Source organism: Parahaliea mediterranea (assembly GCF_017255185.1).
GTDB lineage: Bacteria > Pseudomonadota > Gammaproteobacteria > Pseudomonadales > Halieaceae > JAFKCZ01.
This window is the reverse complement of the sequence record NZ_JAFKCZ010000015.1, coordinates 1-16,236: the sequence shown is the minus strand read 5'-3', so window position 1 is coordinate 16,236 and position 16,236 is coordinate 1. Positions and strand designations below refer to the sequence as shown.

General features: G+C 66.6%; 16 protein-coding genes. 8 read left to right on the top strand and 8 right to left on the bottom strand.

What is annotated here, in order from left to right:
* Positions 1–154: 154 nt before the first annotated feature.
* From dapA to JYP50_RS17750, 3 genes are read left to right on the top strand one after another with little or no spacing between them, the layout of a single operon-like run.
* The gene (gene dapA, locus JYP50_RS17760; protein ID WP_206561901.1) at positions 155–1,027 is read left to right on the top strand and encodes a 4-hydroxy-tetrahydrodipicolinate synthase; all 873 of its coding nucleotides are present in this window, start codon (positions 155–157) and stop codon (positions 1,025–1,027) included.
* A complete protein-coding gene (gene bamC / locus JYP50_RS17755) occupies positions 1,027–2,082 on the top strand; it encodes an outer membrane protein assembly factor BamC (RefSeq protein ID WP_206561900.1) in 1,056 nt (351 codons plus the stop codon). The genes dapA and bamC overlap by 1 nt, the downstream gene beginning before the upstream one ends.
* 15 nt (positions 2,083–2,097) lie before the next feature.
* Positions 2,098–2,862 carry an MBL fold metallo-hydrolase gene (locus JYP50_RS17750; protein ID WP_206561899.1) on the top strand — a complete coding sequence of 255 codons (765 nt, stop codon included), beginning with the start codon at positions 2,098–2,100 and terminating at the stop codon, positions 2,860–2,862.
* Between the two features lie 5 nt (positions 2,863–2,867).
* Here the strand turns inward: JYP50_RS17750 and JYP50_RS17745 are convergent, their stop codons facing one another.
* Positions 2,868–3,761: a lysophospholipid acyltransferase family protein gene (locus JYP50_RS17745; RefSeq protein ID WP_241263281.1), complete on the bottom strand. Its 894-nt coding sequence runs from the start codon at positions 3,759–3,761 to the stop codon at positions 2,868–2,870.
* Between the two features lie 33 nt (positions 3,762–3,794).
* Positions 3,795–4,298, bottom strand: coding sequence for a leucine-rich repeat domain-containing protein (locus tag JYP50_RS17740; RefSeq protein WP_206561898.1), 504 nt, complete (start codon positions 4,296–4,298; stop codon positions 3,795–3,797).
* Between the two features lie 194 nt (positions 4,299–4,492).
* Here JYP50_RS17740 and JYP50_RS17735 point away from each other — a divergent pair, with 194 nt between their 5' ends.
* From JYP50_RS17735 to JYP50_RS17725, 3 genes are read left to right on the top strand one after another with little or no spacing between them, the layout of a single operon-like run.
* Complete coding sequence (locus JYP50_RS17735; protein WP_206561897.1) at positions 4,493–5,770, top strand: hypothetical protein; 1,278 nt, start codon at positions 4,493–4,495, stop codon at positions 5,768–5,770.
* 6 nt (positions 5,771–5,776) lie between these two features.
* A complete protein-coding gene (locus JYP50_RS17730; RefSeq protein WP_206561896.1) occupies positions 5,777–6,682 on the top strand; it encodes a hypothetical protein in 906 nt (301 codons plus the stop codon).
* A 6-nt stretch (positions 6,683–6,688) separates the two neighbouring features.
* Positions 6,689–7,522 (top strand): class I SAM-dependent methyltransferase, encoded by an 834-nt coding sequence (locus JYP50_RS17725; RefSeq protein WP_206561895.1) that lies wholly within the window; start codon positions 6,689–6,691, stop codon positions 7,520–7,522.
* On the opposite strand, the gene JYP50_RS17720 is transcribed toward JYP50_RS17725, so the two are convergent.
* Entirely contained in the window at positions 7,473–8,255 is a 783-nt protein-coding gene (locus tag JYP50_RS17720; protein ID WP_206561894.1) for an SDR family NAD(P)-dependent oxidoreductase, read from the bottom strand. The genes JYP50_RS17725 and JYP50_RS17720 overlap by 50 nt on opposite strands.
* Positions 8,256–8,403: 148 nt before the next feature.
* On the opposite strand from JYP50_RS17720, the gene JYP50_RS17715 reads away from it, so the two are divergent.
* The gene (locus tag JYP50_RS17715) at positions 8,404–9,153 is read left to right on the top strand and encodes an SDR family NAD(P)-dependent oxidoreductase (RefSeq protein ID WP_206561893.1); all 750 of its coding nucleotides are present in this window, start codon (positions 8,404–8,406) and stop codon (positions 9,151–9,153) included.
* Here JYP50_RS17715 and dapE read toward each other — a convergent pair.
* From dapE to JYP50_RS17700, 3 genes are read right to left on the bottom strand one after another with little or no spacing between them, the layout of a single operon-like run.
* On the bottom strand, positions 9,142–10,272 hold the full coding sequence (gene dapE / locus JYP50_RS17710; protein WP_206561892.1) for a succinyl-diaminopimelate desuccinylase: 1,131 nt from the start codon (positions 10,270–10,272) through the stop codon (positions 9,142–9,144). The two genes, JYP50_RS17715 and dapE, sit on opposite strands and share 12 nt — an antisense overlap.
* A 12-nt stretch (positions 10,273–10,284) precedes the next feature.
* Positions 10,285–11,304: a 2,3,4,5-tetrahydropyridine-2,6-dicarboxylate N-succinyltransferase gene (dapD, locus tag JYP50_RS17705; protein WP_206561891.1), complete on the bottom strand. Its 1,020-nt coding sequence runs from the start codon at positions 11,302–11,304 to the stop codon at positions 10,285–10,287.
* Between the two features lie 35 nt (positions 11,305–11,339).
* Positions 11,340–11,696 (bottom strand): ArsC family reductase, encoded by a 357-nt coding sequence (locus JYP50_RS17700; RefSeq protein ID WP_206561890.1) that lies wholly within the window; start codon positions 11,694–11,696, stop codon positions 11,340–11,342.
* A gap of 167 nt (positions 11,697–11,863) precedes the next feature.
* On the opposite strand from JYP50_RS17700, the gene JYP50_RS17695 reads away from it, so the two are divergent.
* Positions 11,864–12,295, top strand: a complete 432-nt coding sequence (locus JYP50_RS17695) for an MAPEG family protein (RefSeq protein ID WP_206561889.1) — start codon at positions 11,864–11,866, stop codon at positions 12,293–12,295.
* Positions 12,296–12,764: 469 nt separating this feature from the next.
* Here JYP50_RS17695 and JYP50_RS17690 read toward each other — a convergent pair whose 3' ends face one another.
* The gene (locus JYP50_RS17690; RefSeq protein ID WP_206561888.1) at positions 12,765–13,388 is read right to left on the bottom strand and encodes an adenylate/guanylate cyclase domain-containing protein; all 624 of its coding nucleotides are present in this window, start codon (positions 13,386–13,388) and stop codon (positions 12,765–12,767) included.
* A 141-nt stretch (positions 13,389–13,529) separates the two neighbouring features.
* The gene (locus tag JYP50_RS17685) at positions 13,530–15,518 is read right to left on the bottom strand and encodes a sodium-translocating pyrophosphatase (RefSeq protein WP_206561887.1); all 1,989 of its coding nucleotides are present in this window, start codon (positions 15,516–15,518) and stop codon (positions 13,530–13,532) included.
* Positions 15,519–16,236: the final 718 nt, after the last annotated feature.

Below are 16,236 nucleotides of genomic sequence, written 5' to 3'. Positions count from 1 at the left end.
GTCTTCCGGCCCCTCACATGGATAATTGCCCTCTTTCCTTCCGGTGGGGGACTCTCCCGCCGGAACCGTCGCGGCCCGAGGCGGCCCCCGTGGCGCCCCGCGAAGGGGGCCGGCGTCAGCCGGCCACCCGAACCCTCACATCTGGAGAGCGTGAATGATAACCGGCAGTATCGTCGCCCTGGTAACCCCCATGCAGTCCGACGGCAGCCTCGACTGGCAGGCCCTCGAGCGCATCCTCGACATGCATATCGAGGCGGGCACCAGCGGCATTGGGGCGGTGGGCACCACCGGTGAAAGCGCCACCCTGAGCGTGCCGGAGCACTGCGACGTGATCCGGCACTGCGTGCGCCACGTCAACGGGCGCATCCCGGTCATCGCCGGCACCGGGGCCAACTCCACCCGCGAGGCCATCGAGCTCACCGCCGCCGCCGCCGATAACGGCGCCGATGCCTGCCTGCTGGTGACGCCCTACTACAACCGGCCGACCCAGCGCGGCCTGTTCGAGCATTTTCGCGCCATCGCCGAGGCGGTGGACATCCCCCAGATCCTCTACAACGTGCCCGGCCGCACCGCGGTCGACATGCACAACGACACCGTGGTGGCCCTGTCCGAGATCGACAATATCGTGGGCGTCAAGGACGCCACCGGCGACATCAGCCGGGTGGCGGACCTCAAGGCCCGCTGCCCCGGTGACTTCGCCATCTACTCCGGGGACGATCCCACCGCGCTGGACCTGATCCTGTCGGGGGGGCACGGCAATATCTCGGTCACCGCCAATATCGCGCCGCGGCAGATCGCGGAAATGTGCCGCCTGGCCCTGGCCGGGGAGCGCGACGAAGCCGCCGCCCTGGACGCCCGGTTGGCGGCCCTGAATGCCGCGCTGTTCCTGGAGGCCAATCCGATCCCGATCAAGTGGGCCATGGCCCAGCGCGGGCTGATCGGCAGCGGCATCCGCCTGCCGCTGACCGAGCTGGACGCGCAGTACCACGCGCAGGTATTGGCGGCCCTGGAGGCGGCGGGCGTCTGATGACAAAAATACTGCACATCGCCGCGCGAGCGGGCCTGGGCGCGGCCCTGTTGACCACCGCGGGCTGCGGCTATCTGTTCGGGGACGAGGGTGTCTTCCGCGATAAATCCGAAGACTACAAGCAGGCGCGCGAGCTGCCGGTGATCGCGGTGCCCGAGGGCAAGCAGGTGGCTTCCCTGGACGAGGTCTACCCGATTCCTGCGGTGCGCGACCAGGTGGTGCCGCCGGGCGAATTCACCGTGCCGCGACCCTCTCCGCTGGTGGCCGGCGCCGCCGACGAGCGGGTGCGCATCCAGTCCCTCGCGGACGAGAGCTGGGCCCTGGTGTCCATCGCCCCCGGCCAGCTGTGGCCCGAGGTGCGCGGCTTCCTCGCGGCGGCGGGCATCCAGACCGGCCGGGTGGACGCGCGCGCCGGGATCATGGAAACGGCGTGGCTCGAACTGGATGGCCAGGCCCTGCCTTCGCGCTTCCGCTTTCGTATCGACCAGGGCGTGCAGCGCGGTACCAGTGAACTTCACGTCCTGCAAATGGACCGGGCGGCGGACGGAGAGGCCTGGCCGCCGGTATCCGACAACGTCTCCCAGGAGCAGGAGATGCTCAAGGCGGTCGCCCAGTACGTGGCCAACAGCACCGAATCGGCGCCGGTATCGATGATCGCCGACCAGGCGATGAGCGCCACCGGCAAGATCTCCCTGCAGGAAGCTCCCGGGGGCCACGCCTATATCAGCGTCGGCCTGCCCTTCAATCGCGCCTGGGCCTCGCTGGGCAAGGCGCTGGAGGATTCCAGTTTCGAGATCACCGACCGCGACCGCAGCGCCGGCACCTACTACGTGCGCTTCCTCGGCCCCGAGGGCGAGGAGGAGGACGGCTGGTTCGACTGGCTGTTCGGCGACGATGAGCACCCGCTGGCGGGCAAGGATTTCGAGGTGCGGATGGCCGATGAGGGCGACGACCAGGTATCCATTCGCCTGCTGCCCCTGCCGTCCGCCGAGTCGGCCTTCGACCGGCGCCAGGAGCAGGCCATGCTGTCGCTGATCAAGGGCAATATCAGCTAGCCGAGTCTCGAACCGATGCGTTTTGCCTCCCTTGGCAGCGGCAGCAAGGGCAATGCCACCCTGGTTGCCGCTGGCGGGACCCTGCTGCTGATCGACTGCGGTTTTTCCGCGCGCGAGGCCGAGCGACGGCTGGGCGCCCTGGGTGTCGCGGCGGCGGATATCGACGCCATCCTGGTGACCCACGAGCACAGCGACCACTGCGCCGGCGTGGCCCGGCTGTCGCGGCGCCACGACCTCCCGGTCTACCTGACCCACGGCACCCTGGGCAGCGGTCGCCTCGAGGGCTGTCACGCCGTGGAATGTTTCAACAGCGGTGAACGCTTTCACATTGGCGCCATCGAGGTGCAGGCCGTCGCCGTGCCCCACGACGCCCGCGAGCCCTGCCAGTACCGCTTTTTCCACGCCGGCCTGTCCCTGGGCATCCTCACCGATCTGGGCAGCATCACCCCCAACGTGGTGCGCCACTACCGCGGCTGCGACGGCCTGTTGCTGGAGTTCAATCACGACCTGGGCATGTTGATGGGCGGCTCCTACCCGCCGACGCTGAAGCGGCGTGTGGCCGGCGACTGGGGGCACCTCAACAACCGCCAGGCGGCGGAGCTGCTGGCGGAAATCGGTTGCGAGGATTTGCGCTACCTGGTGGTGGGGCACATCAGTGAAAACAACAACTGCCGCGAGCGCGCGGCGCGGGCCCTGGCCGCGGTCTACGGCGAGCCGGACGAGCGCGTGGTCTGGGCCGACCAGGCCGGCGGTTTCGACTGGCTGGAGCTGGGTTCCTAGCCGCGCTATCCCCGGCCCGCCTCCGCGGGTTCCCCGTCGGCGGTCTCTTCCCGGGCGCGATCCCGTTTCCAGCGTCGGTTGCTCCACAGCCAGCTTTCGGGTTCGCGCCGGATGGCGGCCTCGGCGGCGGCCACGTAGGCATCGACGATCGCGTGTGAGCCCTTGTCGTAGGGCGGTTGCGCCAGGTCGTGGAACTCGATTTCGTAATAGCCGGTGCGCCGGCGGTGGCACTCGGCGAACAGTACCGGAAAGCCGGTGAGCTGGGCCAGGCTCTCGGCGCCGAGGTAGAAGGCCGCCTCCTGGTTCATGAAGGTGGTCCAGTAGCTGCGCTCGCGACGCACCGGCGATTGATCGGCGACCATCACGAACACGCGAAATTCCTTGCGGCGGCGCAGGATATCCCGGGTGGATTCGGCCATGGACAGGGGGCGCGAGCCAAACTGGCTGCGGATGTCGAAGATCATCCGGTCAGCCACCGGGTCGTGCAGGGGCTTGTACACGGGGTCGATGGGGATGCCCAGGGCGGTGGTGGCGCCGTGGAGCATCCACTCCCAGTTGCCCTGGTGGATGGTCAGTACGATCACCGAGCGCGTGTGGTCCAGGCTGCGCTCCTCCAGCAATTCCGGGTTGCGCAGCACTACCCGGCGGCGGAAGTCCTCGGGGCTCATGCGCCGCGCCTTGACGATCTCAAGCGCCACCTGGGCAAAACGGCGGTAGAACTTTTTTGCAAGAACTGTGATTTCCCTCGCGCTTTTCTCGGGAAAAGCGCGGGCCAGATTATTACGCACCACGGCTTTGCGGTAGCCTGCGACATAGTACAGCGCCAGGTACGCCAGCCACGCCGCGGCGTACAGGAGCGGGAAGGGCAGGGCGCTGATCAGGCGATACAGGGTCATCATCGGGGCGGAAGCAAAAGCATGGCCAGGGAAGGCCTAATTCCCGCAGTGGGACGGCAGACGCAGCCGCGTGACGCGCAGTAGCGCCTGGCGGTCGGGGCAGCGCAGCGTGCGATTGCCCCGCAGGTCCACCGTGTCCAGGGCCTGGAGACCGGCCAGGGGCAGCGGGTCGGCGATGCGGTTGTCGGCGAGGTAGGTCTCCTCGAGGGCGATCAGCGAGGACAGCTCCGCGATATCGGCGAGGGCGTTGCCGCTGAGGTCCAGCTGGCGCAGGGCGCTGAAGGTGGCCAGGCCCTCCAGGGAGGCCACGCCGGCGTCGCGGCAGGACAGTTCCTGCAGTTGGTTGGCGCGGGTGACCTTGCCTTCGGCGATCGCGCTCTCCAGGCAGCGCTGCAAAGCCGGGTCGCTGGCGGCGTAGTCGGTAAACAGGGGGCGCGGCGTGTATACCACCTTGTCGTTCACAGTGAGGTCGTACTGTTGGCACGCGCTCAGCAGGCCCAAGAGGGGAAGGATCAGGCCGCAGAGCTTGCGGTATCGCATGCGGGTACTCTTATTCAAAAGGTTCAAGGGGGTTGCAGGACCATTGCCGCCGCGCCGCCACTGCCGCGGCCTGGCTCGTGGCCGGGACGCCTCAGTGACTCTGGTGGAAGCAGGGTAATATAATGCTAGCGTGTCAGGCGATGAATTACGAGCGTCCCATGGAAGAGCAACCCGGCCATGCAAGGGAGACAGGGATGCCCCGCAAGGAGGAATCCCCCGCCATCAGTCTGGTCCAGCGCGGCAACCTGAAGTCGCTGGAGGCCACGCTGCGCAAGCAGTGGCGACTGGGCCAGAATATCGTATTGTGCTGGAGCGCGGATGAGCGCGGCCTGCTGGTTATCTGGGTGCCGCACTATTTCCTCGGCAATTACTGCGCCCATCCGGGGCGGGATGGCAGCGACAACGAGCAGTTCGTGCGCGAGCTGATATCCGGCACGCGGCGCAAGACGCGGGAAGAGCTGTTCGCGATCGCCGCGCGCCTGGACGTGGCACCGAGCTTCGTCAAGCTGGCCACGGCCCTGTCGGAGGATTCCCAGGTCCAGCTGGCGGTCGAGCAGGTGATCAAGCGCTACGGGCTCGGCTACGTCGAATGCCGGGGCGTGCTGCTGTTCGATATCGCCGAATTTTCGCTGTTCACGCCCTTCGAGCAGGCCAGCCAGCTCAACAGCCTGTCGTACTCGATGAATTCCGCCTACAACAAGCTCCAGGCCCAGGGCATCGAAATCAATTTCGCCCGCACCACCACCGGCGACGGCTATTATGTGTGGAACCGGGATATGGGGGCCTACGCCAACCAGAATCTGTTCCTGTTCATGCTGCTGGTGGTGGCCGACAACGCCGTGGCGCGCGCCGCGTCCCGGGGCAACACGGTGCCGGTGATCCGCACCGCCTTTCACGCCGGCAGCCACTACGAGCTGTACCAGGCGGAGGGGGTTAATCCGACGGTGTTCAGCTACATTGTCGGCGAGGTCACCATCGACCTCGCCCGTATCGTGGATCTGGCGCAGCCCCACCAGATCATGGTCGGTGATTTCACCAGCGTTGTGCGCAGCCACCGCGAACGGCGACTGGTCGACGAGGAGCTGCCCGCGCCGGCCTTCGTCAAGCACTGCAATTCGGAACTGGGCGTACTGCAGGGCCTGCAACTATCCGGTAAGTCCATTGCCCGCCTGAGCTGTCGCCTGACCGGGGAGGGTGACTCCGGGGAGCGCCGCGCCGCCCGGCGCTTCAAGGTCACCGACAAACACGGCCTGTCGCGCCACGCCTACAACCTGCAGCTGAGTATCGAGCTGGAGGGCCAAACCCTGGAGCTGGGCCTGGCCGGGGATCTACTGCCCGGTGGCGGCGACCGTCGCCAGGAGGATGAGTCGCCCACCGTGGAGAAGCGCCGCGGCACCACCGAGGAGGACGTGATCGACGATCTCGCGGCCCTGCTCAAGAAGCGCCCCTCCGGGTCGGTGTCCGAGGACTAGATGCCCGTGGACCTGCCGCGTGCGGCGCACATGGATGTCAGCAACCGGGTCGATGTCACCGACGCCGCCGCGGTGGCGTCGGCGATTCGCGATCTGCTGGAGCGGCGGTATCCCGGTGCGTCCTTTGCCCCCGTGGATCGCCTGGTGGCCGATCTCGATCGCTTGTACGCGGGGGACTACCCCGGCTACCACGGCTGTGAGGTGAAATACCACAATATCCAGCATGTCCTGGATGTGGCGCTCGCCATGGCGCGCCTGATCGACGGTCACGACAAAACCGTCGGCGCCGGCGCTCGGCTCGGCCCGGATAACGCGCTGACCGGTATTTGCGCCGCCCTGTTTCACGATACCGGCTATATCCGCCGCCGCCGCGACACGCGGCACAGCAACGGCGCGGCCTACACGCGGGTGCATGTCGACCGCAGCGCGCGCTGGTTGCGGGAATACCTGCCGACGGTGGGACTGGCCGAGCTCGCCGCTCCCTGCGCGCGGCTGGTGCAGTTCACCAATTGCAGTCGCCATCCGGACCACCTGCAAGTGCACGGTGGCGCCGAGCGCCTGCTGGGCGATCTGCTGGGGACCGCCGATCTGATCGCGCAACTGGCCGACGCCCACTACGTTGAAAAATGCCGGAACTATCTCTACGACGAGTTCGTGGAGGGTGGGATTGCCGGCGCCCCGGCGGCGGAGGGCTACTCCGGGGCCACTTACCATTCGGCCCAGGATCTGGTGGACTCGACGCCGGCCTTTATCCGCTGGGTGATTCGCGAGCGGCTCGAAGAGGGTTTCCGCGGCGCCTATCATTATGCCGCCGAGCATTTCGGGGGCAGCAATCTTTACATGGACGCGATACACGCCAACTATACCCGTCTTGAAGCGACCCTGAACCCGCGCCCCCGCGCACGAGCCTGATCCGCAATGCCCGCAACACTCGCCCTGCTTGCCTCCGCGACCACGGATTCGCATGCCGCCGCGGCCCTGGCCAAACGCCTGGGGCTTGAGTTGCTGCCCGGACCGTCGGCGGAGGTGCCCGCGGGGCTGGACGCCTTGTTGCTGCTGGACGGCGACGCGCTGTCACTGCACCAGACCGGGCCCCGCGCGCCGGGACCGGTGAGCGTCGATTTTGGTTCCGCGGCCATGCGCCACCGGCGCAAGGGCGGGCAGAACGAACTCCTGGGCCGGGCGGTGGGGGTGGGGCGCAAACCGCGGCTGGGCGTGCTCGACGCCACCGCCGGGCTCGGGCGGGACAGTTTCGTGCTGGCGGACCTGGGTTGCACGGTGCTGCTGTGCGAACGCGTGGCGGTGATGGCGGCGCTGCTGGAATACGGCCTGGCGCGGGCCCGGCGGGACGCGGACCCCTGGCTGGTGGCGACCAGCGCGCGCATGAGTTTGCAGCAGGGGGACGCGCGGGACCTGGCGCCGGCGGAGCTGGCCGCGATCGACACCATTTATCTCGATCCCATGTTCCCGCCCCGCGGCAAGAGCGCGGCGGTGAAAAAAGACATGGCGCTGTTCCAGCGCCTGCTGGAGACGGACGGCGACGAGGCCGACAGCGACCGGCTGTTACTGTGGGCCCTGGGGCAGGCAGTGGCCCGGGTGGTGGTGAAACGGCCATTGAAGGCGCCCTGCCTGGCGGGGCGCAAGCCCTCCCACCAGCTGCGCGGCAAGGCCGTGCGCTTCGATGTCTACGTGTTGTCCGCCTTTACTGATTGCGCGCCGGGCGACCCGGGGCGCGAAACAGGCGGCGGGTAAGCAGCGACTGCATCAATGGGTCCAGCCAGCGGTACAGGCGGCCGCTGAGATACACGGGCTTGCCCTTCTCCACCGCCCGCAGGCCCTCGCGGACCACCACCCCGGCGTCGTACCACATCCAGCCCGGCAGGCTGCGTTTCATGTCGTCCAGCCCCGCCACCGCGTGAAATTCCGTGTGGGTGAAGCCGGGGCAGAGGGCGCAGACCTCGACCCCGCTGCCCTTGAGTTCCAGCGACAGGTTTTCCGACAGCGCCACCAGATAGGCCTTGCTGGGGCCGTAGAGGCCGCCGTCCGCCCGCGGCACGCGCCCGGCCACCGAGGCGACGTTGATCACCCGGCCGAAGCCGCGCTCGCGCATGGCGGGAATCAGCAGATGGCACAGTTCGAGTACCGCCAGCATCATCAACTGGCAGAAGTCGCGGTGCTGTTGCCAGTCCCGGTCCTCGAGCAGGTGGCCGCCGGCGATGCCGGCGTTGTTGACCAGGTAGTCGATGTGGATGCCCTTCGCCGCCAGGGCGGCGGCGATCTCCGCGGGCGCCTCCGCGCGGCTGAGATCGGCGGTGATAATCTCGATACTCCGGCCATCGGCCAGTTCATCCGCCAGGGCCTGCAAGCGCTCCCGGCGCCGGGCCACCAGGACCAGGTTGTAGCCTTGGGCGGCCAGTTGCCGGGCGAATTCGCTGCCCAGGCCAGCGGAGGCGCCGGTGATCAGGGCGGTTTTGTTATGACTCATGGCATGACTCCCGATTTGAACAAGTGCCGCCGTCGAGGGCGTTTCAACGACTGTGGATGGACCCGGTTCAGAAACATGGTACGACAGCGCGGCGGCCGTGTAAGCTAGCGGGCGTACCCGGCCGTTATCGCAGCATAGGAAACAATCAATGGAGAAAACCGTAGCCCTGGTGACCGGCGCCTCGTCCGGCATCGGCGAACAGTATTGTCGCGCCCTGGCGGCGCGCTGCGACCGGATTATCGCGGTGGCCCGGCGCGGCGAGCGCTTGCGGGCCCTGGCCGACGATCTCGCGGGGCAGGCGGAAGTGGTGCCGGTGGTGGCGGATCTCGGCACCGTGGAGGGGGTGGCGCGCACCCTCGAGGCCCTGCGGCAGCGGGGCCCGGTGCGCTACCTGGTCAACAATGCCGGGTTCAGCACCCTGGGGCCGGTGGCTCGCTCCGACATCGCCCGGGAACTGGACATGGTGCGCCTGCACATCGACGCCTGCGTGAGCCTGTGCCGCGGCGCGCTGCCCTTCATGCTGGAAGCGGGGGCGGGCTATATCGTCAACGTGGCCTCGGTCGGGGTCTTCGTGCCCATGCGTTCCACCGCGGTCTACGGCGCCTGCAAGGCCTTTCTCGCCAGTTATTCCCAGTCCCTGCAGGAGGAGGTCGCGGCGGCCGGCATTGCGGTGCAGTGCCTCTGCCCGGGGCTCACCCACACCGGGATTCATCACACCGAGGAATTCGCCGGCTTCGACAAGAGCCGCTTTCCCGAGGCGATGTGGATGGATGTCCCGGCGGTGGTCGATGCCAGCCTGGCGGCCTTGGACAGCGGGCGGGTGCTGGTGGTGCCCGGCGAGCACAACCTGCAGCTGGTGCGCGAGGGCTTGCAGGGCCAGCTGGACTCAATCCAGTAGCAGGCGCTCCAGGATGCCCCGGTACAGGGCCGCCAGCCGGGGCAGGTCGTCGGCGCGCACGCACTCGTCCAGCTTGTGGATGGTGGCGTTGACCGGGCCCAGCTCCAGCACCTGGGCGCCGGTGGGGGCGATAAAACGGCCGTCGGAGGTGCCGCCGGCGGTGGACAGCTCGGTGTCGATACCGGCCTCGTCGCGTATCGCCGCCACGGTCGCCGCCACCAGCTCGCCGCTGTCGGTGAGGAAGGCCTGGCCGCTGAGGTTCCACTCCAGCGCGTAATCGAGGCCGTGGCGGTCGAGCACCGCCTCGGTGCGCCGGCGCAGTTCGGCGTCGGTGACCTCGGTGGAGAAACGGAAGTTGAACAGGATTTCGAGCTCGCCGGGGATCACGTTGGTGGCCCCGGTGCCGCCGTTGATATTGGAAATCTGCATGCTGGTGGGCGGGAACGAGGCATTGCCCTCGTCCCACACCTCCGCGGCCAGTTCGTCCAGGGCCGGCAGCGCCCGGTGGATGGGATTGTCCGCCAGGTGGGGATAGGCGATGTGCCCCTGCACGCCCTTCACCACCAGCCGGGCTCCCAGCGAGCCGCGGCGGCCGTTCTTCACCACGTCCCCCAGCTGTGCCGTGCTGGAGGGCTCTCCCACCACGCACCAGTCGATGGCCTGCCCGCGCGCGCCGAGGGTTTCCATCACCTTGACCGTGCCGTTCACCGCCGGCCCCTCCTCGTCGGAGGTGATCAAAAAGCCGATGCGGCCCGGGTGCCCGGGGTGGGCCGCGACGAAGTCCTCGCAGGCCACGACCATCGCCGCCAGGCTGCCCTTCATGTCCGCCGCGCCGCGCCCGTAGAGCAGGCCGTCGCGCAGGGTGGGCTCGAAGGGCGGTGATTGCCACTGCGCCTCCGGCCCGGTGGGCACCACGTCGGTGTGGCCGGCGAAGACCAGGATCGGCCCTTCAGTGCCGCGCACGGCCCACAGGTTGCTCACCTCGCCGAAGGGCATGTCCTCGCAGTGGAAACCGATCGCCGACAGCCGCTCGGCCATCAACGCCTGGCAGCCGGCGTCCTCGGGGGTCACCGAGGGGCGACGAATCAGCTCGCAGGCCAGCTCCAGGGTTCTTTCCACGGGTTTTTATCCTCAGTTGTGGGCGTGCAGTTCGGCGTTCAGTTCGATGGCGGATTTGTTGGTCAGGCACTCCACCGCGCCGGTCTCCGAGTTGCGGCGCAGCAGCAGGTCGGACTTGCCCGACAGCTCCCGCGCCTTCACGGTTTCCACCGCCTTGCCGTCGTTGTCGCGCATGATCACCCGGGTGCCGCCGGTCACGTACAGGCCGGCTTCCACGGTGCAGCGGTCGCCCAGCGGGATGCCGATGCCGGCATTGGCGCCGATCAGGCACTCCTTGCCCACCGAAATAATGACATTGCCGCCACCGGACAGGGTGCCCATGGTGGAGCAGCCGCCGCCCAGGTCCGAGCCGGAACCGACCCTTACCCCGGCGGAAATGCGGCCCTCGATCATGCCCGGGCCATCGGTGCCGGCATTGAAGTTGACGAAGCCCTCGTGCATCACCGTGGTGCCCTCGCCCAGGTAGGCGCCCAGGCGCACCCGCGCGGTGTGGGCGATACGCACACCCGCCGGCACCACGTAGTTGGTCATTTTCGGGAATTTATCGACACAGCTGACCTCCAGGGTCTCGCCCCGCAGCCGCGCCGCCAGTTGCCGCGCCGGCAGCTCATCGATGGCGATGGCGCCCTCGCTGGTCCAGGCCACGTTGGGCAACACTCCGAACAGGCCGTCCAGCACCGTGCCATGGGGTTCCACCAGGCGGTGGGACAGCAGGTGCAGCTTGAGATAGCCCTCGGGCACGGTGGTGGGCGCCGTGTCTTCCGCCAGCAGTACGGCGACAACCGGGGCCTGGCTGTCCAGCAGGGACGCGGCCAGCTCCGCCTCGGCGCTCTCACCGGCTTCTTCGAGCCCGGCCTTGAGTTGCTCCAGGGCCGCGCGGTCCAGGGGGGTGTTGTTGTCCAGCCCGCTGAGGGCTTCCAGCAGGGCCGGGGAAGGCCGCAACTGCGGCCGCGGGAAGTAGATTTCGAGCCACTCCCCTTTGCTGTTGTGGGTGCCGATGCCGAGTCCGTATGCGAAAGCGGTGTCTGTCATCTGGTCTGTGTCCTGTGCTGAATCTGTGCGTGGGGCTAGAGGGTGTGGCGGCCGAGGATGCGCTCGTAGTTGGCCGCGGAGAATCCGGTGAAGCGCTCGTGGCCGGTGTCCAGCAGCGGGCGCTTGATCAATGTGGGTTGCGCGAGCACCGCGTCCAGTGCATGCGCGTCGTCCATCGCCTCCCGCGCGGCGGCGTCGAGGGCTTTCCAGCTGGTGCTGCGTTTGTTGAGCAGTTGCTCCCAGCCCAGCTCCTCGATCCAGGCCTGAACCTGCCCGGCCTCGAGGCCGTCGTCGCGGAAATCGTGGAACTGGTAGTCGACCCCGTGCTCGTCGAGCCAGCGCCTGGCTTTCTTCACGGTGTCGCAGTTTTTGATGCCGTAAAGGGTGATCACGGTGGCGCTCCTCGGGTGCTGTGGCGGAAGGGCGCGTAGGATAGCAAATCGCCGGGGGGAGTTATAGCGAGGGGCTTCCCGGGCGGCCGGGTGTGGGTACAATGCGGGGGTGCCTCTGCCCACTGGCGGGTGGCGCTATCCGATAACAAGCCATAAGAGGATTTCCGATGAGTTTTTCACTGCAGGGCCTGGCGCCGCCGCTATTGGCGATGATGTTGCTGACTTTCCTGGTGTGGCTGTGGATGTTTATCCGCCGCATCGGCTATATGACGAGTCAGTCGATCGACGTGGAGCAGGTGAAGCGGCCCGCCGATGTGGAGTCGTTGCTGCCCCCGGAAGTACAGGCGCCGGCCTACAACCTGCGCAATCTGGTGGAGCTGCCGGTGCTGTTCTACGCGCTGTGCCTGTACCTGACGGTGTTTACGCAGGTGGACGGTTTCTATGTGATTTGCGCCTGGGTGTTTGTGGTTTTCCGCTATCTACACAGTTTGGTGCACTGTACGTATAACCGGGTGATGCACCGCTTTTTGATGTATGCGGTGTCGGCGGTTGCCTTGTGGGTGATGGTGTTGCGGGCTGTTTTTGCTGGCTTATTGTAGGCGGCTTGGTCGGCTTGGTCGGCTTGGTCGGCTTGGTCGGCTTGGTCGGCTTGGTCTACTTGGGTGGCGTGGCGGCATCCGAACGGGGAGGGCCGCTACGCGACACGCTACAAGCATGACATCCATGTCGCGCTCGGCAGCGGCCATCCATGGCCGCTGACGGTCGCTACGCGGCCCTCCCCGCCCGGACGCCTTCAGTCGACGGCATCTAGCACACTCCAAAGTTCAGCTGAATCGAAGTGCCAGGGTTCAAGCCGAAGGCGTGGGGAGCGGTGGGCCCTTGCCAGACCGTCAGCGCCCTGGATGGGTCGGGCCGCGTTCGGACTGCCGAGACCCCATGGATGGGTTTACGGCGTGTCTGGCAAGGGCCCACCGCTTCTCGCGCCGCCACCTTGTGCGATTGATGGAGTGACTCTTCTCGTTCGGGCGCTGCTGCCACGCTGATCCGGGGACTACCGTGACCCGGGGACTACTGTTTTAACCCAAAACAATGCCGATAGAACTCAAGACGTACCCCGGAAGTCTCGATACTGTCGGCAACGAAAGCCCCCACCAATGACGGCTCCGCCGCGTCAAAGGCGGCGCGGGTGAGCAGGATTTCGTCCCCGCAGGCGATATCCTCGCCCAGTTTCGAGGCGTAGTTCATCTCGTCGCCGAAATAGCCCTCCAGCGTCTCCGAGTACAACAGCCGGCCGTAGCCCACCCCCATACTGATCCGGAAGCGCTCGTTGTCGGTCAGCATCAGGCCCGAATCGAACACCGTCTCCCGCAGCGCCAGCGCCGCCGCGACCGCGTCCGTGGCCGAGCGAAACACCGCAAAGGCATTGTCCGCCTCGAAATGAATCCGCTTGCAGTCGTGGGCCTCCAGCACCGGCCGGGATAGGTGCCGAAGTTGCATCAAGCGCGACAGGAAGTGAACGATGCCATGGCTTTTCGAGGTGCGCGAAAAGCCCGAGGAATCCAGCACCATCACCGCCACCGTCTCGCCGTAGCGCTGCCAGATGTGGTCCTGCCGGCTGACCGGGTCGACCTCCGCCGCCATCAATTGCGACATACACTGGAACAGGTTGTCCTTCCCTTCGATCACGCCCACGATAATAGCCCCGGCCCGGAGCCGCGGTGGCTGCCCGCCGTTCCGGTTATTCTGTGTTGTTGTTGATATTTGCCCCGATAGTAGCCCGCCGGGGAGGCGCGGGAAAGCCGGCGGCCGGCTTTCACCGCGAAGTTGTGACCGCTATAGCAGTGGCGCGATCACCAGGCTGACAATGGCCATCACATTGATCAGGATGTTCATCGACGGGCCGGAGGTGTCCTTGAAGGGGTCGCCCACCGTATCGCCGACCACCGCCGCCGCGTGGGTGTCGGAGCCCTTGCCGCCCAGGTTGCCCTTTTCAATGAACTTCTTGGCGTTGTCCCAGGCGCCGCCGGCGTTGGCCATCATCAGCGCCATCAGCACACAGCCCAGCAGCGCGCCGCCGAGCATGCCGCCGAGGGATGCGGCGCCGAGGCCGAAACCCACCACGATCGGCGCGCCCACGGCGACGGCGCCGGGCAGGATCATGCGCCGCAGGGCGGCGGTGGTGGCGATATCGACACAGCGCGCGGTATCGGGCTCGGCCTTGCCTTCCAGCAGGCCTGGAATCTCGCGGAACTGCCGGCGGATCTCATTGATCATGTCGAAGGCGGCGTCGCCCACCGCGGTCATGGTGATGGACGCGATAAGGAAGGGAATCGTGCCGCCGATGAACATGCCCACCAGGACCACCGGGTTGGACAGTTCCAGGGAAAAGCCCGGGTGGTGTACCTCCACCGTTTCCACGAAGGCGGCGATAATGGCCAGGGCCGCCAGGGAGGCGGCGCCGATGGCGAAGCCCTTGCCGATGGCGGCGGTGGTGTTGCCCACCTCGTCCAGGCCGTCGGTGATCTCCCGCGTTTCCTTGCCCATGCCGGCCATCTCGGCGATGCCGCCGGCGTTGTCCGCCACCGGCCCGTAGGCGTCGATGGCCATGGTGATGCCCACGGTGGAGAGCATGCCTACCGCGGCGATACCCACGCCGTAGAGGCCCGCCAGCTGGGTGGACACAAAGATGATCGCGGCCAGGAACAGGATGGGTAGCACCACGGATTGCATGCCCACCGCGAGTCCGCTGATCATCACCGTGGCCGGGCCGGTTTCGCCGGCGCGGGCGATTTTGCGCACCGGCGCGGCGCCGGTGTAGTACTCGGTGATCAGGCCGATCAATACGCCGCCGACGGCGCCGCTCAACACCGCCCACCAGATATTGCCATCCAGGCCCATCTGCTGGATCAGTACCAGCGCGATCAATACGAACACCACCGGCGCCAGAATCGTGCCGGTGCGCAAGGCGGCTTCCGGGGCGGCGGCGCTGCGCAGCCGCACCACCAGAATGCCCACGAAGGAGGCCAGCAGGCCGATGGAGGCCAGTGCCAGGGGCAGGAACATCATCGCGCCGCGCTCGGCCACCTGCATGGTCGCGGCGATGGCGATGGAGGCGATCATGGCGCCGCAGTAGGATTCGAAAATATCCGAACCCATGCCGGCGATATCGCCGACGTTGTCACCCACGTTGTCGGCGATGACCCCGGGGTTGCGGGGATCGTCCTCGGGTATCCCGGCTTCTATCTTGCCCACCAGGTCCGCGCCCACGTCGGCGCTCTTGGTGAAGATACCGCCCCCCACGCGGGAGAACAGGGCCACCGTTGAGGCTCCCATGCCGAAGCCATGGATGGCGTGGGCGGTGCTCGGGTCGCCGCCGAAGTACCAGTACAGGCCGCCGAGGCCCAGCAGGCCCAGGGAGGCGACGCACAAGCCCATGATGGAACCGCCGTAGAAACTGATCGCCAGGGCCCGCGAGGCGCCGTACTTGTTCGCCGCCACCGCGGTGCGCACATTGGCCTTGGTGGCGGAGAACATGCCGAGGTAGCCGGCGGTGGCGGAGGACAGGGCGCCCACCAGGAAGGCGAGGGCGGTGTCGAAGCCCAGGGGGGAAACGTAGAGGCTGACCAGCAACACCAGCGCGAACAGCGCCAGCATCTTGTATTCCCGGTGCATGAAGACCATGGCGCCGAGGTGAATCTGGTCGCCGATCTGTTTGACCAGGCCATCGCCGTGGTCGTGACGCGTCATGACGTGGTAAATCACGAATGCCACGGCCAGGCCGATGACACCCAGTACCACTGGTACTGCGAAGTAGTCCGTCATAGCTGATTCCCCATCGTTATTATTGGGAGGGTCGATTCATGCTACTGGACGATGGCAGAGGCTGGCAAGGGGGCATGTGGGGCGCAGGCCCCGCCCCTCTTTTCGGGGCGTTCATCCCGCCGCTTTCTGGTCGAATGAATTCGACCCTGCAGATACCGGTGCGCCCCTTGTAGGGCGGAATTCATTCCGCCGCTTTCTGGTCGAATGAATTCGACCCTACAGATACCGGTGTGCCCCTTGTAGGGCGGAATTCATTCCGCCGCTTTTTGGTTGAATGAATTCGACCCTACAGATACCGGTGCGCCCCTTGTAGGGCGGAATTCATTCCGCCGCTTTTTGGTCGAATGAATTCGACCCTACAGATACCGGTGCGCCCCTTGTAGGGCGGAATTCATTCCGCCGCTTTCTGGTCGAATGAATTCGACCCTACAGATACCGGTGCGCCCCTTGTAGGGCGGAATTCATTCCGCCGCTTTCCGGTCGAATGAATTCGACCCTACAGATACCGGTGCGTCCCTTGTAGGGCGGAATTCATTCCGCCGCTTTCTGGTCGAATGAATTCAACCCTACAGATACCGGTGTGCCCCTTGTAGGGCGGAATTCATTTAAGCGTGGGAAACCACGTCCTACGGACGTGGTCATGAGTGGCAGGCTCTGCCTGTTACGAATAGAAAGGCTCATGCTATCTCTTGAGGTTGAGTTGTGCCCACAACTGACC